Source organism: endosymbiont of Euscepes postfasciatus, from assembly GCF_004296535.1.
In the GTDB taxonomy this organism is placed as follows: Bacteria; Pseudomonadota; Gammaproteobacteria; order Enterobacterales; family Enterobacteriaceae; genus Nardonella.
This window is the reverse complement of the sequence record NZ_AP018159.1, coordinates 54,599-76,758: the sequence shown is the minus strand read 5'-3', so window position 1 is coordinate 76,758 and position 22,160 is coordinate 54,599. Positions and strand designations below refer to the sequence as shown.

General features: G+C 14.7%; 24 protein-coding genes, 2 tRNA genes and 1 other RNA gene. 14 read left to right on the top strand and 13 right to left on the bottom strand.

Annotated elements, in window-relative coordinates; genetic code table 11:
- The first annotated feature begins 97 nt into the window (after positions 1 to 97).
- Positions 98 to 1,366, top strand: a complete 1,269-nt coding sequence (murA, locus tag NAREPO1_RS00410; RefSeq protein WP_130624048.1) for a UDP-N-acetylglucosamine 1-carboxyvinyltransferase — start codon at positions 98 to 100, stop codon at positions 1,364 to 1,366.
- On the opposite strand, the gene NAREPO1_RS00405 is transcribed toward murA, so the two are convergent.
- Positions 1,353 to 2,708 carry a trypsin-like peptidase domain-containing protein gene (locus NAREPO1_RS00405; RefSeq protein ID WP_130624047.1) on the bottom strand — a complete coding sequence of 452 codons (1,356 nt, stop codon included), beginning with the start codon at positions 2,706 to 2,708 and terminating at the stop codon, positions 1,353 to 1,355. The two genes, murA and NAREPO1_RS00405, sit on opposite strands and share 14 nt — an antisense overlap.
- A 134-nt stretch (positions 2,709 to 2,842) precedes the next feature.
- Between NAREPO1_RS00405 and rplM the strand changes: the two genes are divergently transcribed.
- Together rplM and rpsI are read left to right on the top strand one after the other, a co-directional pair.
- Positions 2,843 to 3,280 (top strand): 50S ribosomal protein L13, encoded by a 438-nt coding sequence (gene rplM / locus NAREPO1_RS00400; protein ID WP_130624046.1) that lies wholly within the window; start codon positions 2,843 to 2,845, stop codon positions 3,278 to 3,280.
- Between the two features lie 11 nt (positions 3,281 to 3,291).
- Positions 3,292 to 3,687, top strand: coding sequence for a 30S ribosomal protein S9 (gene rpsI / locus NAREPO1_RS00395; protein WP_130624045.1), 396 nt, complete (start codon positions 3,292 to 3,294; stop codon positions 3,685 to 3,687).
- On the opposite strand, the gene NAREPO1_RS00390 is transcribed toward rpsI, so the two are convergent.
- The 3 genes from NAREPO1_RS00390 to NAREPO1_RS00380 all read right to left on the bottom strand — a co-directional run bounded on the left by NAREPO1_RS00390 (position 3,677) and on the right by NAREPO1_RS00380 (position 5,167).
- On the bottom strand, positions 3,677 to 4,249 hold the full coding sequence (locus NAREPO1_RS00390; RefSeq protein ID WP_130624044.1) for a hypothetical protein: 573 nt from the start codon (positions 4,247 to 4,249) through the stop codon (positions 3,677 to 3,679). The genes rpsI and NAREPO1_RS00390 overlap by 11 nt on opposite strands.
- Before the next feature lie 37 nt (positions 4,250 to 4,286).
- Positions 4,287 to 4,652: RNase P RNA component class A (gene rnpB, locus NAREPO1_RS00385), an RNA gene on the bottom strand.
- Positions 4,653 to 4,669: 17 nt separating this feature from the next.
- Entirely contained in the window at positions 4,670 to 5,167 is a 498-nt protein-coding gene (locus tag NAREPO1_RS00380) for a redoxin domain-containing protein (protein ID WP_130624043.1), read from the bottom strand.
- A gap of 180 nt (positions 5,168 to 5,347) precedes the next feature.
- On the opposite strand from NAREPO1_RS00380, the gene aroC reads away from it, so the two are divergent.
- The 4 genes from aroC to NAREPO1_RS00360 all read left to right on the top strand — a co-directional run bounded on the left by aroC (position 5,348) and on the right by NAREPO1_RS00360 (position 7,862).
- Positions 5,348 to 6,418 (top strand): chorismate synthase, encoded by a 1,071-nt coding sequence (aroC, locus tag NAREPO1_RS00375; protein WP_130624042.1) that lies wholly within the window; start codon positions 5,348 to 5,350, stop codon positions 6,416 to 6,418.
- Between the two features lie 32 nt (positions 6,419 to 6,450).
- Positions 6,451 to 7,566, top strand: coding sequence for a DNA polymerase III subunit gamma/tau (dnaX, locus tag NAREPO1_RS00370; protein WP_130624041.1), 1,116 nt, complete (start codon positions 6,451 to 6,453; stop codon positions 7,564 to 7,566).
- Between the two features lie 51 nt (positions 7,567 to 7,617).
- A tRNA-Gly gene (locus NAREPO1_RS00365) sits at positions 7,618 to 7,690 on the top strand.
- 88 nt (positions 7,691 to 7,778) lie between these two features.
- Positions 7,779 to 7,862: transfer RNA gene (locus NAREPO1_RS00360), tRNA-Leu, on the top strand.
- Here the strand turns inward: NAREPO1_RS00360 and cysS are convergent.
- Positions 7,863 to 9,020 (bottom strand): cysteine--tRNA ligase, encoded by a 1,158-nt coding sequence (gene cysS, locus NAREPO1_RS00355; protein WP_130624040.1) that lies wholly within the window; start codon positions 9,018 to 9,020, stop codon positions 7,863 to 7,865.
- 54 nt (positions 9,021 to 9,074) lie between these two features.
- On the opposite strand from cysS, the gene ybeY reads away from it, so the two are divergent.
- From ybeY to NAREPO1_RS00320, 7 genes are all read left to right on the top strand, one after another.
- Positions 9,075 to 9,521: an rRNA maturation RNase YbeY gene (gene ybeY / locus NAREPO1_RS00350; RefSeq protein WP_130624039.1), complete on the top strand. Its 447-nt coding sequence runs from the start codon at positions 9,075 to 9,077 to the stop codon at positions 9,519 to 9,521.
- Between the two features lie 28 nt (positions 9,522 to 9,549).
- Positions 9,550 to 12,015, top strand: coding sequence for a leucine--tRNA ligase (gene leuS / locus NAREPO1_RS00345; RefSeq protein WP_130624038.1), 2,466 nt, complete (start codon positions 9,550 to 9,552; stop codon positions 12,013 to 12,015).
- A gap of 20 nt (positions 12,016 to 12,035) precedes the next feature.
- Positions 12,036 to 12,995, top strand: coding sequence for a hypothetical protein (locus NAREPO1_RS00340; RefSeq protein WP_130624037.1), 960 nt, complete (start codon positions 12,036 to 12,038; stop codon positions 12,993 to 12,995).
- The gene (gene rsfS / locus NAREPO1_RS00335; protein WP_130624036.1) at positions 12,980 to 13,348 is read left to right on the top strand and encodes a ribosome silencing factor; all 369 of its coding nucleotides are present in this window, start codon (positions 12,980 to 12,982) and stop codon (positions 13,346 to 13,348) included. Before NAREPO1_RS00340 ends, rsfS begins: the two co-directional genes overlap by 16 nt.
- On the top strand, positions 13,335 to 15,182 hold the full coding sequence (gene mrdA / locus NAREPO1_RS00330; RefSeq protein ID WP_130624035.1) for a penicillin-binding protein 2: 1,848 nt from the start codon (positions 13,335 to 13,337) through the stop codon (positions 15,180 to 15,182). Before rsfS ends, mrdA begins: the two co-directional genes overlap by 14 nt.
- A 2-nt stretch (positions 15,183 to 15,184) precedes the next feature.
- Complete coding sequence (gene rodA / locus NAREPO1_RS00325; RefSeq protein ID WP_130624034.1) at positions 15,185 to 16,267, top strand: rod shape-determining protein RodA; 1,083 nt, start codon at positions 15,185 to 15,187, stop codon at positions 16,265 to 16,267.
- A gap of 93 nt (positions 16,268 to 16,360) precedes the next feature.
- Positions 16,361 to 17,110, top strand: a complete 750-nt coding sequence (locus NAREPO1_RS00320) for a Bax inhibitor-1/YccA family protein (protein WP_130624033.1) — start codon at positions 16,361 to 16,363, stop codon at positions 17,108 to 17,110.
- Positions 17,111 to 17,117: 7 nt separating this feature from the next.
- Here NAREPO1_RS00320 and rplI read toward each other — a convergent pair whose 3' ends face one another.
- The 8 genes from rplI to orn all read right to left on the bottom strand — a co-directional run bounded on the left by rplI (position 17,118) and on the right by orn (position 22,109).
- A complete protein-coding gene (gene rplI / locus NAREPO1_RS00315) occupies positions 17,118 to 17,579 on the bottom strand; it encodes a 50S ribosomal protein L9 (RefSeq protein ID WP_130624032.1) in 462 nt (153 codons plus the stop codon).
- 36 nt (positions 17,580 to 17,615) lie between these two features.
- Entirely contained in the window at positions 17,616 to 17,852 is a 237-nt protein-coding gene (rpsR, locus tag NAREPO1_RS00310; protein WP_130624031.1) for a 30S ribosomal protein S18, read from the bottom strand.
- A complete protein-coding gene (rpsF, locus tag NAREPO1_RS00305) occupies positions 17,845 to 18,165 on the bottom strand; it encodes a 30S ribosomal protein S6 (protein ID WP_130624030.1) in 321 nt (106 codons plus the stop codon). The genes rpsR and rpsF overlap by 8 nt, the downstream gene beginning before the upstream one ends.
- A gap of 25 nt (positions 18,166 to 18,190) precedes the next feature.
- Positions 18,191 to 18,967: an RNA methyltransferase gene (locus tag NAREPO1_RS00300; protein WP_130624029.1), complete on the bottom strand. Its 777-nt coding sequence runs from the start codon at positions 18,965 to 18,967 to the stop codon at positions 18,191 to 18,193.
- A gap of 110 nt (positions 18,968 to 19,077) precedes the next feature.
- Positions 19,078 to 19,803, bottom strand: coding sequence for an SPFH domain-containing protein (locus NAREPO1_RS00295; protein WP_130624028.1), 726 nt, complete (start codon positions 19,801 to 19,803; stop codon positions 19,078 to 19,080).
- Positions 19,804 to 19,851: 48 nt separating this feature from the next.
- The gene (locus NAREPO1_RS00290) at positions 19,852 to 20,574 is read right to left on the bottom strand and encodes an SPFH domain-containing protein (RefSeq protein ID WP_172597197.1); all 723 of its coding nucleotides are present in this window, start codon (positions 20,572 to 20,574) and stop codon (positions 19,852 to 19,854) included.
- A 39-nt stretch (positions 20,575 to 20,613) separates the two neighbouring features.
- Positions 20,614 to 21,552 carry a tRNA (adenosine(37)-N6)-dimethylallyltransferase MiaA gene (gene miaA, locus NAREPO1_RS00285; RefSeq protein WP_130624026.1) on the bottom strand — a complete coding sequence of 313 codons (939 nt, stop codon included), beginning with the start codon at positions 21,550 to 21,552 and terminating at the stop codon, positions 20,614 to 20,616.
- A gap of 11 nt (positions 21,553 to 21,563) precedes the next feature.
- On the bottom strand, positions 21,564 to 22,109 hold the full coding sequence (orn, locus tag NAREPO1_RS00280; RefSeq protein ID WP_130624190.1) for an oligoribonuclease: 546 nt from the start codon (positions 22,107 to 22,109) through the stop codon (positions 21,564 to 21,566).
- Positions 22,110 to 22,160: the final 51 nt, after the last annotated feature.

The window sequence follows — 22,160 nt, the reverse complement described above, 5'->3', positions numbered from 1 at the left end:
TAAATTAATATTTAATATTTTTTATTATTATATTATTTATTATATATATAATATAATATATTTTAGTTATAAAATTATAAAATTTTAATATATTAATATGAAAAAAATATTTGTGTATGGAGGAAATAAAGTAAATGGAGATGTAAAAATATCAGGATCTAAAAATTCATCATTATCAATAATAATATCTTCTTTATTATCAAATGAAGATATTTTAATTAAAAATATCCCTAATATAAAAGATATAAATGTTTTACTAAAAATTTTAAAATTATTAGGTTCTAAAATAAATTTTATAAATTCAAATCTTTATATAAATAATAAAAATATAAATAAAAATATAATACCGTTATATTTATCTAAATTAATACGTTCTTCTATTAATATTATACCTTCAATATTATTAAGATTTGGAGAAGTTAAAATTTCATTTCCTGGAGGTTGTAATTTTTGTAAAAGGCCTATAGATTTACATATTAAAGTTTTTAAAGATTTTAATATAAAAATTATAAATTTAAATAAAAAATATATTGAATTAAAAATGTTTAAAAAAATAACTAATAAAAAGATATATATAAAAAAAATAAGTGTAGGAGTAACATTAAATGCAATTTTTTTATCAGTTTTGTCTTATGGAAAATTTATAATAAATAATGTTTCGACTGAACCTGAGGTAATAGATACAATAAATTTTTTAAATACAATAGGGGCAAATATAAATATTATTAATAATACTTTAATAATTTATGGTGTTAAAAAATTATATGGAGGTGTATATAAAGTTTTATCAGACAGAATAGAAACAGGAACATTTTTATTATCTTGTGTACTAAATAAAGGAAGTTTATATTGTTTAAATACTAATAACAAATATCTTACAAAAATAATAGATGTATTAAAAATTTCTGGAGCTAATATTAAAACAGGAAATGATTATATATATATATCTATGTATAAAAAACATAAACCTGTAACTTTTAGTAGTAATGTATATCCAGAATTTCCAACAGATTTACAACCTATATTTACAAATTTAAATATTATAAATAATAATAAAATATCATATATAACAGAGAATATATTTTTTAATAGATTTTCTCATGTAAATGAGTTAATAAATATGGGAGCTAATATAAAAATATTATCAAATTTTAAAATATTATGTACAGGTGTAAATAATATATTTGGTAAAACAATATATGCTAAAGATTTAAGATGTTCTATGTCATTAATATTAGCAGGAACTTATGCAATAGGGCAATCTGTTATAATAGATAAAGGAGATTATATAGATAGAGGATATGAAAATATATTTTATAAATTAAAATCTATAGGAATAAATATTTTATATTTTAATTATTTTTGATAAAGAATAAAATTTTATTTCCATTTCTTAATATATATATATAATTTATCACAATTTTATCATTTACTATTTTTTTTAATTGTCTTATATTATTAATAACAAAATTATTAATTTTTATTATAAAATCATTTTTTCTTATACCAATTTTATATAATTTTGAATTATTTTTTATATCTATTATTTTAATTAATTTATTTTTGTTTTTTAGTATTTTTTTTAAAAAAATTTCATTAAACATTGGATAAATTGTTTTTTTATGCTTATTTTTATTTTTACATAATTTTAAATGTATAATTTTAAATTTATTATTTCTTAAAATTTTAAATTTTAAAATTTCATTTATAAAAGTTAAATTAATTAAGGATTTTAATTCAAAAAGATTATTTATTTTTTTATTATTTATAGTAACAATTACATCTCCAGACCTTATTCCATATTTTTCAGCAGGAGAATTTTTAATTACTTCATTTACAAATATTCCATTTATAATATTTGTTTTTAATATATTAGAAGTTTTATTATTTAACTCTATACATTTTATTCCAATATAACCTCTTTTTATATTTCCATATTTTATTAATTGAGTACTTAATTTTTTTATTGTATTACTTGGTATAGCAAATCCTATACCTATATTACATCCATTTGGAGTAAGAATTGCTGTATTTATTCCTATTAGTTCGCCTTTTACATTTAATAACGCTCCACCAGAGTTGCCTTTATTTATAGAAGCGTCTGTTTGTATAAAATTTTCTAATCCATTTATTATATTTAACCCTTTTCTTCCCAATGCTGAAACTATTCCTGATGTTACAGTTTGACCTAATCCAAATGGATTACCTATTGCTATAGCTAAATCTCCAACTTTTATTAAATCTGAATTACAAAATTTTATTTCTTTTAATAAATAATTAGAATTTTTTATATTTACTTTTAATAAAGCTATATCATATATATAATCATTTCCTATTATATTTGCATCAAACTCTTTCCCATCGTAAAATTTTATTTTTATTTTGCTAGCATTATTTACTACATGATTATTAGTTATAATATATTTATTTTTAGAATCTATTATTACTCCAGATCCTAATCCTTCAAAATATTTTTTATTATAGTTTCTTTTATTAAAAATATTTTCTCCAAAAAAAAATTTAAATTCTTTAGGTATATCAATGTATATTTTTTTTCTATTTATAGTATATATACTAACTACAGACGGAGAAGTTTCGTCAACTATATTAGATAAACTATTATTTAAAAAATAAGAATATGCTAAATTTTTTGAATTTATAAAAAAATATATTATAATTAAAATTAATTTAAACTTTAAATATTTCATAATTATACAAAATTAAAAATTTTTTATTTTTTATTTTATGATTAGTTTTATTATATATTAAATTGTATTTATTATGAAATTAATAATATTAAATTGTTTATTTTTTTTAAATTAAATTAACTTAATAAAGTATTATGTTTTTTAATGAAAGTTTTACAAAGACTATAAGTAATGATAAGAAAAAATGGTATATATTAGATGCTAACAATTATATATTAGGAAGATTAGCTAGTAAAATATCGATTATATTACAAGGAAAACATAAATCAAATTATAAAAATAATATAGATAATGGTGATTATATTATAGTTATAAATTCTTCAAAAATTATATTTTCTGGAAATAAATTAAATAAAAAAAAATATTATAGACATAGTGGTTATATAGGTAATTTAAAAACATATATTTTGAAAGATTTATTTTTAAAAAATAGTAATTTAGTTTTAATAAATGCTGTAAAAAATATGTTACCTAGAAATAAATTAAAAAAAATATTTATTAATAAATTAAAGGTATATAAATATTCTAATCATAATCATATTTCACAAAATCCAACAATTATTAAAATATAATATAATAATATATGAAAAATTATTTTTATGGAACAGGTAAAAGAAAAAATGCTATATCTAGAGTATTTATAAAAAATGGTAATGGTAATTTTGTTATTAATAATAAAAAAATTGATATTTTTTGTAGAAATAATTTTATAAAAGAAAATATTATAATTTATCCAATTAAAATAGTTAATCTTGATTTAAAAAAATTTGATATTTTAATAACAGTAAAAGGAGGTGGTGAATTTGGACAAATATATTCTATAAGACATGGAATATCAAAAGCTTTATTAAATTATGATATAAATTATAAAAGTATACTTAAAAAAAATAAATTAATTACTAGAGATTCTAGAAAAGTAGAAAGAAAAAAATTTGGTTTTAAAAAATCTAGAAAAAGAATTCAATTTTCTAAAAGATAATATTTTTATTAAAAAATATTTTATTATTTTTAAAATTATTTAATATTTCATTTAAGTTATTTAAATTTTTAATATCATTTTTAAATATAAATATATAAATTTTATTGTTATGTACATATATTTTATTTTTTAATAAATAAATTTTTTTATTTATAATAATATTTTTATATATTTTAAATTTTAATAATATATCATTTATTTCAGATATGTAATTACTTTTTTTACAAATAGTTTTATTATATATATTTATATCATTGTTTATATTATTATTTAAAATATTTTCTATAATTTTTAAATTTTTAATATTATTTATATTTCCTAAAATTAATAATATATTATTATTTAATATTATTGATATTTTTATATTATTTATTTTTTTATTTTTTTTTATTAAAAATATGATTTTATTTTTTAATATATTGTTTTTTATTTTATTTTTTAAATTTCTATTATCTAAAATAAATTTGGTTATTAAAGAAAAAGAAATAGTATAAAAAGTTTTATTAATTCCATTTAAAAATAATGATAAAATAACAAAAAGTTTTAAAATTATAAAATTCATAAAAATTTTTTTTTAGAAAAAAAATAATATTAAAAATTAATTAGAATACTGTTAAGCCGGATTCTGTTTAAAATAGTCATTAATCTAGATTAATATTCACATATTAATTCAATCGACTTACCTAAAGTTTATTTTTTTAAATAAAAAAATATTACGAGCAGTAAAAACTTATTTTTAGTCTTTCTCCTGATGGAAGTTTACATTTTAAATTTTGTTACCAAAAATTAAAGGTATGCTCTTACCATACCATTTCACCCTTACTTTTTTTTATAAAAGCGGTATATTTTCTGCTGCACTTGTCATAGATTTTCATCTTCCAGACGTTATCTGGCATCATTGCTCTTGGAGTCCGGACTTTCCTCTTATTTATAAAAAAAAAATAAGCGACTATTTTAGTATCATATAAAATTTAATATTATTTTATTTCTTATTTAAAAAATTTATTATATTTAAAATACTTATTATATTTATTTTAAAAAATATATTATATTGTATTAACTCAAATCTTATTATATTACATTTATCTATTATAAAAATAGATTTTAATGCCATTCCTGTGTTTTCATTTTCTATATTATAAAATCTAATTATTTCTCTTTTTTTATCAGATACTATTGGGAAATTTATATTCCCTATTTTATTGTTTTTTTTTATAATATTTTTCCATTTTAAATTAGCAAATTCTGAATCGCATGATATTCCTATAATTTTTGCATTATTTTCTAAAAGTTTATTGTAGTTTTTATTAAAAAATATCATTTCTTCTAAATATATATTTAAAAAACTCATAGGCCAAAAAAATAATATTCCTATTTTTTTATTTAAATAATTTTTAAAATTAAAATTATTTACTATTTTGTTATTTTTTAATATAGCAGAAGCTATAAAATTTGGTGCTTGTTTATTTACTATAGACATAATTTATATATATTTTTTTTAAAAAAAATAATTTAAAAATAATAAAAGTAATTTTATATATATATTATTACATAATATTATTATTTTTAAAAATATTATATTTTATATAATTAATTGAATTAATTATATTAATGATGTATATTATTAATATATATATAAATAACTAATTATTGGTGTTTTATGTCAGGAAATAGTTTTGGTAAAATATTTAAAGTTTCAACATTTGGCGAATCACATGGAATTGCTTTAGGTGGAATAATTGATGGAATGCCTCCTAAATTTTATTTATCTGAATCAGATATTCAAAAAGAATTAGATAGAAGAAAACCTGGAAATTCAAAATATACATCATATAGAAAAGAAAATGATAAAATAGAAATATTATCTGGTTTATATAATGGAATGACTACAGGAGCAAGTATAGGTATCTTAGTTAAAAATAATGATTTTAAATCTGAAGATTATAATAATATAAAAGATATATATAGACCTGGTCATGCAGATTATACATATTCTATTAAATATGGACATAGAGATTATAGAGGTGGTGGTAGATCATCGGCTAGAGAAACTGTAATTAGAGTAGCTGCAGGAGCTATAGCAAAAAAATATTTAAAAAATGTATTTAATACAGAAATAAAAGGGTATATATCACAAATTGGAAATATAAATTGTGAATTTTTAGATTGGAAGTATATAAATTTAAATGATTTTTTTTGTCCTAATGATTACATAATAAATGATTTATCAAATTTAATAAATAAATTAAGAGAAAATGGAGACTCTATAGGAGCTAAAGTTAGTGTTGTTATTACAAATGTTCCATATGGACTTGGAGAACCAGTTTTTGATAAGTTAGATGCTGATTTATCTCATGCTATTATGAGCATAAATGCTGTAAAAGGTATAGAAATAGGTGATGGTTTTAATGTAATTTATCAAAAAGGTAGTGAAAATAGAGATAATATGTCTTCAAAAGGGTTTTTAAGTAATCATTCTGGTGGTATATTAGGAGGTATAAGTACTGGTCAAGATATATTAATAAATGTTGCTATAAAACCTACATCAAGTATATCTATAGAAGGAAATACTATAGATAAATATGGCAATGATGTTAAAATTTTAGTAAAAGGTAGACATGATCCATGTGTTGGTATAAGAGCCGTTCCTGTTATTGAATCTATGATATCTATTGTTTTAATGGATCATGTATTAAGATATAGATCTCAATGTAATAGTTTATTAAAATAATAAATATTTTTCATAATTTATAAATATATTATATGTATGATAATTTATATACAAAATGGAGACCAAATACTTTTAATGATATAATAGGTCAAAAAAACATAGTAAAATATTTTAAAAATGCTATTTTTTTTAAAAAAATACATCATTCTTATATATTTACTGGGTATAATGGAATAGGTAAAACTACAATAGCTAGATTATTAGTAAAATCTATTAATTGTATTAATATTAATGAATTATTAATAAAAAGTAATAATTTCCCTTGTAATACATGTGAAAATTGTATTTTAATAAATGAAAATAAATTTTATGATTATATAGAAATTGATGCTGCTATAAAAAATAGCATAGATGATATAAAATTATTATTAGAAAATATAATATATTATCCTATTAAAAGTAAGTATAAGATTTATCTTATAGATGAAATACATATTCTATCTAAACAAGGATTTAGTGCATTATTAAAATCATTAGAAGAACCTCCAAATTATATTAAATTTATACTTGCTACTAATGATATAAAAAAAATACCAGAAAATATTTTATCTAGATGTATTGTTCTAAATTTTGAAAAAATATCTATTTGTGATATAGTGAAAAGATTAGTTTTTATATTAGATAATGAGAATATAAAATATACAAAAAAATCATTGTATAATATATCAATTTTTTCAAATGGTAGTATTAGAAATTCTTTAAATATATTAGAACAATGTATATTAATATCTAATAATAATACAATTAATATTGATATTGTAAATAAAATATTAAATATATGTGATATTAATTTATTATTAGATATTATAAATTCTATTGTTATAAATAATATATGTTTATTTAATAAATGTATAAATTATATAAATAAATATACATTTAATTATAATAATATATTTATTAATATTATAAATATATTACATATATTATTTATGTTAAAAATAGATAAAAATTATATAATAAATCCTATTTTATATTCAGAAAATGATATAAAAAAAATTTTATATATATCTAATAATGCTTCTATTAAAAATTTAAATTTATTTATAAAATATTTATTTAAGTATAATAAATATATAAATTATTATTTTAATGAAAAAATAGGATTTAATTTATTTTTTATAAGAATATTTTATATTATTAATAATTAAAAAAATATTGATAAAGATTTTTAATTTTTATATAATAATATAAAATTATATGCGGGAGTAACTCAGTTGGTAGAGTATAACCTTGCCATGGTTAAAGTCGCGAGTTCGAATCTCGTCTCCCGCTTTTATTTAGCGCGTTGACAGAATGGTTATGTAGTGGATTGCAAATCCATTTTATTCTGGTTCGATTCCAGAACGCGCTTTTTTTTAAAACCCAGGTGGTGAAATTGGTATACACAAGGGACTTAAAATCCCTTAGCTTTTATGCTGTACGAGTTCGAGTCTCGTCCTGGGTATTATTTAAATCCTAATATTTTCATTATTAATTTAACTTCTTTTAAAATATTGTATAAATATTTATTTTCAATATTTCTATTTTTTATATTTTTTATTGTATTAAATAATAAATCATATATTTTTGGGATATTAAAATCATCATTCATATAATCAATGAATTTATTAAATATATATTTTTTTTTTATTATTGTTTTTTTTTTTAAATTAATCTCTGTTTTATTTAAATATTTATTTGAAAAAAAAATATTTATTTTATCTAATTCTATATTTGATTTTTCTATTTTAGAAATATTAAAGTTTATTGGTTTTTCATATTTTTTTTTAGTAAGATAATATCTTATTGTATTTATATTAAATTTATTTAATAGTTTATTTATTCCTATATAATTATTTAATGATTTTGATATTTTATTATTTTTAACATTAACAGTTCCAATATGAATCCAATATTTAATATTAAAATTTTTATATAAACAATTAGATTGTGCTATTTCGTTTTCATGATGAGGAAATAATAAATCATATCCTCCCCCATGAATATCTATTTGATCTCCTAATATTTTATTGCTTATAACTGAACATTCTATATGCCATCCAGGTCTTCCATAACCCCATGGAGATTTCCATAGTAATTCATTTTTATTATTATTGTTTAATTTCCATAATACAAAATTATTATTTGTTTTTCTATTTGATAATTTTCCATAATAATTATATGAAGATGTATTAAAAATTACATCTCCATTTTTATCTATAAAAGCATTTTTATTTTTTATTAAAATTTTAATATTATCAATAATATATTTTATATTATCTGTAACTTTTGGTTCATAGTTTGGTTTAGTTATATTAAATTTATTAAATATTATATTATTTTTTTTTATAAAATATTTTGTTAATTTTATTACATTAATTTTTTTATCTATTGATTTTTTAATTATTTTATCATCTATATCTGTAATATTTCTTACATAAATTATCTTATAATTTAAGTATTTTAAATATCTTATTATAATATCAAATATTAAAAAAGTTCTAATATGTCCTATATGACAATAAGAATATGGAGTAATACCACATACATATATTTTTATTAGATTATCATTATTAATGAATATTTTTTTCTTTTTACTGTAAGTGTCAAATATTTTTAACATATTATGTTTTATTTTTTTTTTAAATAATTATTACATTATTATATAATAATTAATATGAGTGTTAAATTAAATATAATTTTTAATAAAGTAAGAAAAAATAATTATTTTCCAACTAAGATAGATATATTTAATATAATAAATTATTTAATTATAAATAATAATAATACATATAATATATGTTTATATATAACAAATAATAAAGAAATTACTAAATTAAATAATATATATAAAAATATAAACAGATCTACAAATATATTGACTTTTAATTCAAAAATTTATTATTTTAAAAAAAAGATTTTATTTTGCGATATTATAATGTCTAAAGATAAAATAGAAGAAGAATCAAAAATATATAATATAAAATTATATTTATATTGGATTCACATAATAACTCATGGGTTTTTACATATTTTAGGATATACTCATAAAAATAATATTGATAATTATATTATGAAAAACAAAGAACTTTTTATATTAAAAAAATTCAAATTAAAAAAATAAAAGTTACTAAAAAAAATAAAATATATTTATGAAATTATATAATCATAAAATTATTGAAAAATTTGTTCAAAATTTTTGGAAAAAATTTAATACTTTTAAAGTAAGTAATGATAAAACATTAAAAAAATATTATTGTTTATCAATGTTTCCATATCCTTCAGGAAAATTACATATTGGTCATATAAGAAGTTATACTATTGGTGATATTTTTGCTAGATTTAATAGAATGAATGGTAAAAATGTTTTATTTCCAATTGGATGGGATTCTTTTGGTTTACCAGCTGAAAATGCTGCTATTGAAAATAATTTGTCACCTAAAAAATGGACTTTTAATAATATAAATTATATGAGAAAACAATTAAAATTATTAGGATTTAGTTTTGATTGGGATAAAGAAATTATAACATGTAATGAAAATTATTATAAATGGGAACAATTTTTATTTAAAAAATTATATAAAAAAAAAATTATTTATAAAAAGTATTCTTCTGTAAATTGGTGTAATAAAGATAAAACTGTATTAGCTAATGAACAAGTTATAAATAATAAATGTTGGAGATGTAATAATTATGTATCTATAAAATTTATAAAACAATGGTTTATTAAAATAACAAATTATTCAGATGAATTATTAAATAATATAAATAAATTAAAATTTTGGCCAAAAGAAGTAAAAAATATGCAGAAAAAGTGGATAGGAAAAAATAAATGGATAGTTATTAAATTTAATTTAATTAATTTAAATAATAAAGAAATTATAATAAATTTCAAAAATATATATGATTTTTTAAATATAAAATTTATTTTTATATCTTTAAAAAATAAATTATCAAAATATATATTGTCATTTATAATGAATAAAAAAAATATTAAATTATATAACAATAATGTAATAGAACATATAAAAAAATATGGATATATTAAAACAAATATATTAGCTATAAATAATTTAATTAACAGATTTATTAATATAAATATTATAGATTCTAATTATATGATTTATATATATAAAAATAAAATTTACAATAATAAACTTATTGATATAAATTTAAAAAATTATTTATTTTTTTTAAATAAAAAAAAATACAAAAATGAAAAAATATTATATGAAGATATATTATATAATACATATTCTATATCAAATAATATAATGAGAGATGATAATATTTTAAAAATAAATTTTAATTTTAAAAAAACATATACATATAATTTAAAAGATTGGTGTATATCTAGACAAAGAAATTGGGGTGTTCCAATACCCATGGCAACAAAAAATGATAAAATAGTAGAAATTCCTGATATTTATTTACCAATTAAAGTTAAAAATTATTATTCAAATGATAAAGAAAAAATTTATATAAATAATAATATATTTTATTTAGAAAATGATACATTAGACACTTTTATACAATCTTCTTGGTATTATATACGATTTACATGTAATAAAAGTAAATATTTAGTAAATAAAGAAAATGTTGATTATTGGCTTCCAATAGATCAATATATAGGAGGTATAGAACATGCTACTTCTCATCTATTATATTTTAGATTTTATAATAAATTATTAAGAGACCTAAATTTTATAAAATATGATGAACCAGCAATTAAATTACTTTGTCAAGGAATGGTTTTATCTGAATCTTATTATTATATAAATAAAAAAAATAATATAATTTGGGTCCCTTTTTATGAAATAAAAAAAAAAATTGAAAATAATAATATTAAATATTTTGATAAAAATAATAATGAAATATTTTATAATGGATTATGTAAAATGTCTAAATCAAAAAATAATGGAATAAATCCTTCTGAAATAATAGAAAAATATGGAGCAGACACTTTAAGAGTTTTTATAATATCTTTAGCTCCTGTTAATAAAAATATAATTTGGAAAGAAAATAATATTATAGGTATTTATAAATTTTTAAATAAATTATGGTCATTAGTTTTAATTCATTTAAATAATAAAAAAATAAATTTAAATAAAAAAAAAAATTATTTATATTTAAATAAAGAATTTTTTAATAAAATAAAAAATATAACTTTTGATATAGAAAAAAAACAAACTCTTAATACATCTATTTCTAATATTATAAAACTTACTAATATAATTTATAATATTATTATAAATGATAAATATAATTATAATTATGATATTATAAATAATTTTATAAAAACTTTAATAAAATTATTATATCCATTTGCTCCACATATATCATTTATATTATGGAATAAATTAGGAATGTCTAATATAGATTTTGAAAAATGGCCAGATTATAATAATTATTCATATATAGAAAAAGAGAATACATATTTAATATACATAAATAATAAGTATAAATTTAAAATTCATTTTAAAAAATATATAAATAATAAAAAAATAATAAAGATTATAAATAAATTAAATAATTTTAAATTATTTATAAAAGATAAAAAAATAAAAAATACATATATAAATAATGAAAAAAAAATAATTAATTTTTTACTTTTTTAAATATTTATTTAAAAAAAAATATGAAGGATATAATTTTAAATTTAAAATATAAAAATTATATATTTTTTTGTAAGGATTTATATATAATAAATGTATTAAAATCTAATATAATAAAAATTTTAAGTATAAAAAAAAAAATAATAAATAAATTTATTTTAAATGATATTGAAGATTGTAATGATTTATATTTAAATATAAGATCTAATAATATTTTTGATATAAAAAAAATATATATAATTACAATTGACAAAAAAGAAATATTTTTATTTTTATTAAAATATATTAAAGAATATAAAAATTGTATATTATTGATAATATGTATTTTTTTTATTAAAAATTTACTTTTTTTAAAAAAAAATAAACTTTTTATAATAAAAAATTATATAATAAATAATTATAAAACATTTACAAATTTTTTAATAAAATATAATTATATATCTTTAAAAGATAATAAAAATAAATATTTGAATTTAAATATATTAAAATGGTTATATTATTTATATAATAATAATATAAATATTATTATTATATTAATAAATATATTTATAAAAAAGAAAAATATTATAAAAAATATACTTAAAAATGATCTAATAATAATAGATATTTATAATTTTTGTTATATATATTCTTTAATAATTTTTAATTATAAATTGTTTATAATAAGTTTATTAATTATTAAAAAAAATTTTTATAGTAAATCATATGAATTTTTAATTATTATAAGTAATTTTTTAGAATCAATAATATATATTAAATTAGGTATAAATAAAAATATATATTACATAAATAATATAAATAACAAATTTGATAAAAATGATATTATTTTTTTTTTAAAAAATATAAATTATAATAATTTATTAAATATTTTAATTATTATAAAAAATATAGAATATAATAGAATTATGAATAACAATTTTGAAAATGAAATTATATGGAATAGTTTAGAAAAATTGTCATATGTTTTATGTTTAAAAAAATAACTTTTTTAAAAATATATATGGTTTTAAATATTAGAAATATAATAAAATTTATAAAAAAACTTGAAGTAAAAGATATATCTTTGTTTCACGTTTATAATAAATTTATTATTATTGATTATATTTTGATATGTACAACAAATTCTGAAAATCATTCTAAATTTATATATAAAGAAATATATAAGAATTTTAAATATAATATTAATAAAAAATTAGAATTTGATATAAATTTTAAATGGATATTAATAGATTTAAACGATATTATATTGAATGTAATGCAAAAAAATACTAGAAATATATATAATTTAGATAACATTTATAAAAGAAATTATATTAAAATTGATGATATTTTATAATAAAAATTATAAAAAATGTAACTTATCTGTATTTAATAAAAGAATAATTATTTTTGTATTTTTATCAATTATTTCAATATTAATTATAATAATAAGGTTATTTTATATACAAGTAATAAATTTTAATAAATATTATAGTAGATCTTATAATAATTGCACAAAAAAAATATTATTAAATACAAAAAGAGGTTTTATATTTGATAAAAATAATATAATTTTAGCAAAAAATATAACAGTTTTTAAATTGGTAATATATAAAAATAATAATTTAAAAAATGATATTATAAATATTAGTAAATTAATAAATCTTTCAAAAGATGATATAAATGAAATAAATTTATTAAAAAATGAAGATTGTAAAAAAAAATTAATAATTCTAAGTAAAGATTTTTCTTTAATAGATATAAAAAATTTTTTAGTTAATAAATATTTATTTCCAAATATAAAAATTAAAAAAAAATATATTAGACATTATCCATTTAAAAATATATGTTCACATTCTATAGGTTATATATCTAGAATAAATAACAAAGAATTGAATAAATATAATCATAAAAAAAAAATATATAATGTAGATGATTATATAGGTAAAATTGGAATAGAAAAAAAATATGAAAAATATTTGAAGGGAAAAAATGGATTTAAAGAAATAAAAATTAATAATTTAGGAAAAATATTAGGATTAAGAAAAACATCATTACCATTATATGGTAATGATGTTTATACTTCATTAGATATAAATTTAAGTATATATGTTAGAAATTTAATTAAAAAAAGTAAATCTGCAGTTATAATATCAGATATTAATGGAAAAATTTTATCATTAGTATCTAATCCAGATTTTGATTTAAATAAATTTTCTAAAAAAATTACGAATGAAGAATATAAAAATATTTTAAATAATAATTCATGTCCTATGTTAAATAGAGCAACTCAGGGAATATATCCTCCCGCATCTACTGTAAAACCATATATTTTAATAAGTTCTTTAAACAAAAAAATAATTAGAGAAAATGATTTAATATTTGATGATAGTACTTGGACTATGCCTAAATTTTATAAAGTATATAATGATTGGAATAAAAATGGAAGAGGATGGATAAATTTATATAATGCAATAGAAGAGTCATCAGATATATATTTTTATAATTTAGCATATATATGCGGAATAGATAATATATATGATTTTATGTCCAATTTTGAATATAACAAAAAAACTGGAATAGATATAGAAGAAAATAACGGAAATTTACCAAATGAATATTGGAAAAAAAAAGTTTTTAAAAATAAATGGTTAGATGGTGATACAATATCTGTTGGAATAGGACAAGGATATTGGTATTCTACTCCAATACAAATGTTAAAGTCGCTAATTATATTATTAAATAATGGATTAATAAAAAAACCTGTTATTTTAGATTATATATATGATTATAATATTGATAATATTATTAATATAAATAATAATATTAAAAATAAATACATTAAATATAAAATAAATATAAAATATTTTAATTTAGTAAAAAATAGTATGTATAATGTTGCTCATGGGAAAAATGGAACTCTTAAAAATTCTTTTTTAAATTCTAAATATAAAATTGGATCAAAGACAGGGACGGCTCAATTATTTTCATTACAAAATAATAAAATTTATGATGAAAAAAAATTGCCTATTGATTTAAGAGATCATAAAATGATAGTTGCTTTTGCTCCATTTGACAATCCTAAATTTATATTAACAATAATTTTAGAAAATGGAGGATTAGAAAATTATAATATAGGATATATAACTAGAAAAATATTTGATTATTTAATTTTAAAGACAGATAAATAAACATGAATAAAAAAATAACTATTGATTATATATTAATATTATTAATATATTTTATATTAATGTTTAGTATGATAATTTTATTTAGTTCTAGTAATAAAGATATAAATATATTAAAAAAACTTATTTTTAATATAATTATAAGCAATTTGGTAATGATTCTTATATCTAAAATTGATAAAAGAAAATTAGAAAATTATTCTATATTAATATATTTAATTTCTATATTATTTTTAGTTATTGTTCATATATATGGAAAAAATATTAAAGGTGCAAAAAGATGGATAAAAATAGGATATTTTATATTTCAACCATCAGAATTTATTAAAATATCTAATAATTTAATTTGTAGTTATTTTATTAAAAAATTTGGATGCCCTAATTCAAATATATCATTATTTTATTATCTTTTTATATTATTATTACCTGTATTTTTTATATTTATACAACCAGATTTAGGAACTTCTATTATTTTATTAATATCTGGTTTATTTATTTTATTTATATCTGGCATAAATTTTGAATTTATAAAAAAAATATTATTATTTTTTACAATATTATCTATTTTAAGTTGGAAATTATTTATGAAAAATTATCAAAAAAATAGAATAATATCTTTATTTAAAAATATAGATAATTATAGTACAGGATATCATATAATGCAATCTAAAATAGCTATAGGTTCAGGAGGATTTTTTGGAAAAGGTTTATTTAAAGGCACACAAAATAAATTTAAATTTGTTCCAGAAAATAATACTGATTTTATATTTTCTGTAATAGGAGAAGAATTTGGATTATTAGGAATAATGTTATTAATTACATTATATTTAATAATTATATATAGAATGATATGTATATCTTATAAAACTAATGACATTTTTTCTAAAATATTAATATCATCATTTATATTTACATTTTTTTTAAATATTATTATAAATATAAGTATGACTATAGGTATATTGCCAGTAGTTGGAATTCCATTACCTTTAATAAGTTATGGAGGATCTTCTCTTTTATCTAATTTTATTAAAATTGGAATTATATTATCTATAAATTCATCTATTGAAGATTTTGAAATAAATTTTTAATATTATTTTATTTTTAAAATAATATATAATTAATATATAATATAATTTTATATGTAATAATTTTTTTTATTAAATTTAAATTTAAAAAAATAAATGTTTAATGATATTTATAAAGATTCTAATTCTAATAGTTATGATGTATATTGTTCTGAATTAATTCATAAATTTATATTAAAAGTTTATTGTTGGATGTCTTTTGGATTGTTTATAACATCATTAGTATCTTTTTATGTTTCAAAATCTTCATATTTATTATATTTTTTACATGATAATATATTATTTTTTATAATATTATCATTTATTCAATTATATATAATGTTTGTATTATCTAATTATACAAAAGAATTAAGTGAAAATAATATAATAACATTATTTATTATGTATTCTATATTAACTGGAATAAATTTATCAACTGTATTTTTAATTTATACTTCTTATGAAATAAGTTATTCTTTTTTATCTATTTTAATAACATTTATATTAATGAGTATATATGGTTATTTTTCTAAAAGTAATTTAATAAAATTGAATAATATACTTTTAATGTTTTTATTAGGAATATTTATATCATCTATTATAAATATATATTTTAGTAATTATTTATTTGAATGGATTATATCTTATATAAGTATTTTTATATTTATAGGATTAATAATTATAGATACTAAAAAAATAAAAAATTTAGGCTCAAAATTAATATATAATGAAGATTATTTACTTATAAATAAATATTCCATATTAGGAGCTTTAATATTATATTTAGACTTTATAAATTTATTTTTAATTCCGTTAAAAATAATTAAAAATAATAATAATAATAATAATAAAAAAGAAAAAAAATAATTTTTTTTTAATTTTTATTTAAAATATTTAAATTAAATGAAAATTTAATATTAAATTTTTTTATAAAAATTTTATAATTTCCTATTTTTTGTATTTTATTATTATATATAATTATATTTTTTTCTTTTAAAAAATTTACATTTTCTATATTATTTAATAATATAAATATATTTTTTTTATTTATTGATCCAAACAATTTTCCATTTTTATTTGATTTAACATTAATATTTATTGAATATTTTAATAATTTTATTTTATTAATAAGATTATTTAATGATATTAAATTTTTATTATTAATTTCTTTTTTTTTATCTTCTTCTAAAAATATTTTATTAATATTTTTATCATCTTTTAATATACATATTTTATATGGAATTAAATAATTAAAAGCATATCCATTTTTAACTTTTATAAAATCTCCTTTTTTACCTAAATTATTAAAATTTTTTACTAATATTAAATTAATCATATTTTTCTTATTTTTTTTTAAAATATTTTTTATATTTTATTTTTTAATTTTTATTGTTTGTTTATCTGTATAAGGTATTAAAGATAAAAATCTAGCTATTTTAATTGATTTTGATATTTTATGTTGATATTTAAGTTTTGTTCCAGTTGTTTTACTAGGTAAAATTTTATAACATTCAGAAACATATTTATTTAATAAATTAATATCTTTATAATCGATAATTATATTTTTTTTTCTATATATTTTTTTTCTTATATTATTTTTGTTATTCATATTTATATAATTTAGAAAATTTATTTGTTGGATTTTTTATTTTTAATATTAAATATCTTATAATAATTTCATTTGTTTTTATTAAATTTTCTATAACTTTTATTATATTAACATTACATTGTATATTTGTTAATAAAAAATAAGCTTTATTATTTTTTTTTATAGGATAACATAAATCTCTTATTCCTATTTTTTCAAATTTATATATTTTACCTAAATTATTATTTATTATTTCAGAATAATTAATAATTATTTCATCAATTTTATTTTGAAAAATTGGATTTATTAAAATCATTATTTCATAATATCTCATAATTAATAAAAAAATTTGTATTATTTTAAAATTTATTTATAAAAAAAGTTTGTCTAATTGATTCAAATAAACATATCCCAACTGCTACTGAAACATTTATTGAATTAATATACCCATATGTTGGTATTTTTACTATTAAATCAGAATATTTTTTAGATATTTCTGTTATACCTTTATCTTCAGATCCAAAAATATAAACTATTGGTAATTTTAAATTATTATTATAAATAATATTATTGCTTTTATCAGATGTAGATACAATTTTAATTTTATTTTTTTTAAATATATTTAATATATATTTAATATCATTAAATTTCATTATATTTAAATTATTAATAGCTCCACTAGAGGATATATTAGTTCCATAATTATTCAAAGATGACGAATTTTTTTTAGTTATTAAAACAATATTTATACCCGCAGCATCAGCATTTCTTATACATGATCCTAAATTTCTAGAATCTTTTATATTTTCTAATATTATAAATAACTTTTTATTATTATTATTATTAATAAAATTTAATAATTTTATTTTATCAAAAGAATAAGATATATTATTTTTTATTTTAATACAAAAATTTTGATTATTTTTTTTTAATTTTTCCCCTATTAAATTTGTAATATATTTTTTGTTAACAAATTTTATTGGAATATTTAAATAATTAATTTTATTCAATATAACTTTTAATTTTAAATTTTCTTTTATATTTATATTTTTATATAAAAAAAAAATATCTATTAATTCTTTTTTTACATTTAAAAAATAATTTATATTATGAAATCCATAAACAATATTATTCATAATACTTTTTTTTTGATTAATATTTTTTTTAATTATTTTTTATTTTTTTTAATAATTTTAAATTTTTTATTACAATTTTTATATATATACTATTTTTTATTAATATTTTTTTATTGATATTTATAATATTTTTTTTGTAAATTATATAATTTATTTAATTTTAGCATTTTATTTTTATATTTATAATATATATTTATTTTATTTTTTATATGTTTTAATTTAATTTTTAATATATTTTTATTAAATATTTTTTTTTGTTCTAGTTTCATTTTATCACATATATATTTATAAAAATCATCATCTAATATTATTTTATATATTTTAATATCTATTCCATCTATTCCAAATAATAAAATTTTATTTATATTTTTATCATAAAAAATATTTTTTTTTTTTAAAATTAGGTTTAAATTATTCAATATATTTTTTGTATAAAGACTACTTATTTTATCTTTTAAAAAAATATTTGTTTTATTTTTTAACACATTTTCTATAACATAATAATTATTTTCAGTATTTTTATAATATGAATTAATGTTAAATATTTTATATTTTATATAATAATTAACAATTATATTTTTTTTATCTATAGTTTCACATTTAACTTTATCATGTATAATTTGTAAATTTTTATTTATAATTTCTATTTTATCTATATAAGGGATTTTAATATTTAATCCAGGATTAAATATTATATATTCGTTTTTATTATTTTTTAATATTTTTCCTAATCTAGAACATATTCCTATATTTTCTTCTGGAATTATAAATAATGATTTTTTTATAATTAAAATAAGGAATATAAATATAAAAAATTTTTTATAATTTACTTTCATGAAGCTAATTTTTTTTTATTTTATTTATTATTTATTTTTTTGTTTTTATTATAATGATTTTATCTTATTATTAATTATTATTGAATATATATTAAATTTATATTTTATATAATTATTATATTCTTCAATTTTTTTTTTATTTTCTAGTTTAAATTTTTCAATCAATAAAGTATTATTATAAATATATTTTTTTATTTCTTCTGGTGGATATATTTTTTTTATATCAACTTCAATTATATTTATACCAATATCTAACTCATTTATTTTTAAATTTATATTTTTTAAAAAAATTTCTTTTAAAATTTTTTTTTTGTTATTATCTAATAATTCATTAAATGAAAATTTATTTGAATTTTCTAAAATAATACTATCTATAATATTATTTATGTTAAATTTTATATTATTTATATTTATTAAATATTTTTTTAAATCAATAATTGAATATTTTATATTAGTTTTTATATAAATTAAATTTTCATCTTTTGTAAATATAAGATTTAAAGAATTTATATTATTAATATTTTTAGTGTTAATTATTTTTACATTATCTATTCCATATATAATCCAATTTATACCAGAATTTTTTATATTATAATATTTTCCAAATCTTAATATAGTAGCTTTTTCATTTTTTTTAATAATATAAAATCCTTTTATAAACCAAAAAAATACAATTATTATTAATAAAAAACTTATATAAAAAAATATATTATTATATATTTTATTATAATTAGTTATAAATTTATTAACTAAATTATATACACATTTCATAAATTTTTTCATTTAATTATATTATTATTTTAATTAAATTTAAATATTATTTTTAATATTATATATTATATTAATAATCTTTTTATTATATAATTCATTATTTTCCATAAATAATAAATTTTTTTTTATTTTTTTTATCCATTTATTTTGATTTTTTATTAAAATCATATTAGATTTTATTGTTTTTTCTATAAAACTTTTATATGAAATTTTTCCTAGTAAATATAGCCACATCTCTTTATATCCAATAGATCTAATTGATTTATTGTTTTCTATATTCAAATCTCCTCTGTTATAAAGAATTCTAACTTCATTTTCAAATCCATTTTTTATCATTTTAAAAAATCTATTTTTTATTATTTTTTCTATATTATCTTTATTATTTAATATACAAAATTTATATAGATTATATTTTTTATTTAATTTTTTAAAATTATATTTTATAAAACCTTGTGTTATAAATATAGATAATATTTTTTTAATTTTATATATATTTTTGTATTCGTTATTATTTTTAAATTTTTTATAAATATTATTTACATTATTAAATATTTTTTTATTATCAATATAATTACTAAATTTATAGTTAATAAATGTTTTTACTTTTGTAAAATTAACCATATTGTATTCAGATATTCCATTTATTAATGTGTTAAAATAAAACATACTTCCTCCACAAAATAATGGTATTTTTTTATTTATATGACACATATTTATAACATTTATAGCATCTTTATAGTATTCTTTTACAGAATAATTTTGAGATGGATCTCTTATATTTATTAATTTATGAGGGTATTTATCTAGTATTTCTTTTGAAACTTTTGCTGTTCCTATATTCATATCTCTATATATTGATAATGAATCCATATTTACTATTTCTATTAATGATGGGAATATTGATTTAATTTTGATAGATAAATCAGTTTTTCCTGAAGCTGTTTGACCTATAATAAATAATATTGGTAATTTTTTCATTTTAAAAAAATTTATGAATATATAAAATATTTTCTATAAAAAATTAATTCTTCTATTGATTCATATATATCAATTAGTGCTCTATGTTTATTTTTTTTTTTAAAATTATTAAGTATTTCAGGTTTCCATCTTTTAACCAATTCTTTTATTGAATTTACATCTACATGATGATAATGAAAATAATTTTCTAATTTTGGCATATATTTAATTAAAAATTTTCTATCATGACTAACATTATTTCCACACATTGGTGATTTTTTAAAATCTACCCATTTTGATAAAAATTCTAATGTTTTTTCTTCAGCTTCTTCTTCATTAATAAGACTATTTTTTACTTTATGTATTAATCCACTATTTGTATGAGTATTTATATTCCATTTGTCCATTAAAGATAGATATTTAGAAGATTGATATATAGTATATTCTGGACCCTTTGCTAAAATATTTAAATTATAATCTGTTATTATAGTTGCTATTTCTATTATTTTACATGTATTAGGATTTAATCCAGTCATTTCTAAGTCTATCCATATTAAATTATTATTATTTTTTAAGATATTCATATTTATTAATTTATAATATTTTATATTTATTATTTATTTATTTTT

Excerpts from the sequence above, each read along its gene's own strand:
- murA (WP_130624048.1), top strand. The coding sequence starts at position 98 with ATGAAAAAAATATTTGTGTATGGAGGAAATAAAGTAAATGGAGATGTA.
- NAREPO1_RS00405 (WP_130624047.1), bottom strand. The coding sequence starts at position 2,708 with ATGAAATATTTAAAGTTTAAATTAATTTTAATTATAATATATTTTTTT.
- rplM (WP_130624046.1), top strand. The coding sequence starts at position 2,843 with ATGTTTTTTAATGAAAGTTTTACAAAGACTATAAGTAATGATAAGAAA.
- rpsI (WP_130624045.1), top strand. The coding sequence starts at position 3,292 with ATGAAAAATTATTTTTATGGAACAGGTAAAAGAAAAAATGCTATATCT.
- NAREPO1_RS00390 (WP_130624044.1), bottom strand. The coding sequence starts at position 4,249 with ATGAATTTTATAATTTTAAAACTTTTTGTTATTTTATCATTATTTTTA.
- NAREPO1_RS00380 (WP_130624043.1), bottom strand. The coding sequence starts at position 5,167 with ATGTCTATAGTAAATAAACAAGCACCAAATTTTATAGCTTCTGCTATA.
- aroC (WP_130624042.1), top strand. The coding sequence starts at position 5,348 with ATGTCAGGAAATAGTTTTGGTAAAATATTTAAAGTTTCAACATTTGGC.
- dnaX (WP_130624041.1), top strand. The coding sequence starts at position 6,451 with ATGTATGATAATTTATATACAAAATGGAGACCAAATACTTTTAATGAT.
- cysS (WP_130624040.1), bottom strand. The coding sequence starts at position 9,020 with ATGTTAAAAATATTTGACACTTACAGTAAAAAGAAAAAAATATTCATT.
- ybeY (WP_130624039.1), top strand. The coding sequence starts at position 9,075 with ATGAGTGTTAAATTAAATATAATTTTTAATAAAGTAAGAAAAAATAAT.
- leuS (WP_130624038.1), top strand. The coding sequence starts at position 9,550 with ATGAAATTATATAATCATAAAATTATTGAAAAATTTGTTCAAAATTTT.
- NAREPO1_RS00340 (WP_130624037.1), top strand. The coding sequence starts at position 12,036 with ATGAAGGATATAATTTTAAATTTAAAATATAAAAATTATATATTTTTT.
- rsfS (WP_130624036.1), top strand. The coding sequence starts at position 12,980 with ATGTTTAAAAAAATAACTTTTTTAAAAATATATATGGTTTTAAATATT.
- mrdA (WP_130624035.1), top strand. The coding sequence starts at position 13,335 with ATGATATTTTATAATAAAAATTATAAAAAATGTAACTTATCTGTATTT.
- rodA (WP_130624034.1), top strand. The coding sequence starts at position 15,185 with ATGAATAAAAAAATAACTATTGATTATATATTAATATTATTAATATAT.
- NAREPO1_RS00320 (WP_130624033.1), top strand. The coding sequence starts at position 16,361 with ATGTTTAATGATATTTATAAAGATTCTAATTCTAATAGTTATGATGTA.
- rplI (WP_130624032.1), bottom strand. The coding sequence starts at position 17,579 with ATGATTAATTTAATATTAGTAAAAAATTTTAATAATTTAGGTAAAAAA.
- rpsR (WP_130624031.1), bottom strand. The coding sequence starts at position 17,852 with ATGAATAACAAAAATAATATAAGAAAAAAAATATATAGAAAAAAAAAT.
- rpsF (WP_130624030.1), bottom strand. The coding sequence starts at position 18,165 with ATGAGATATTATGAAATAATGATTTTAATAAATCCAATTTTTCAAAAT.
- NAREPO1_RS00300 (WP_130624029.1), bottom strand. The coding sequence starts at position 18,967 with ATGAATAATATTGTTTATGGATTTCATAATATAAATTATTTTTTAAAT.
- NAREPO1_RS00295 (WP_130624028.1), bottom strand. The coding sequence starts at position 19,803 with ATGAAAGTAAATTATAAAAAATTTTTTATATTTATATTCCTTATTTTA.
- NAREPO1_RS00290 (WP_172597197.1), bottom strand. The coding sequence starts at position 20,574 with ATGAAATGTGTATATAATTTAGTTAATAAATTTATAACTAATTATAAT.
- miaA (WP_130624026.1), bottom strand. The coding sequence starts at position 21,552 with ATGAAAAAATTACCAATATTATTTATTATAGGTCAAACAGCTTCAGGA.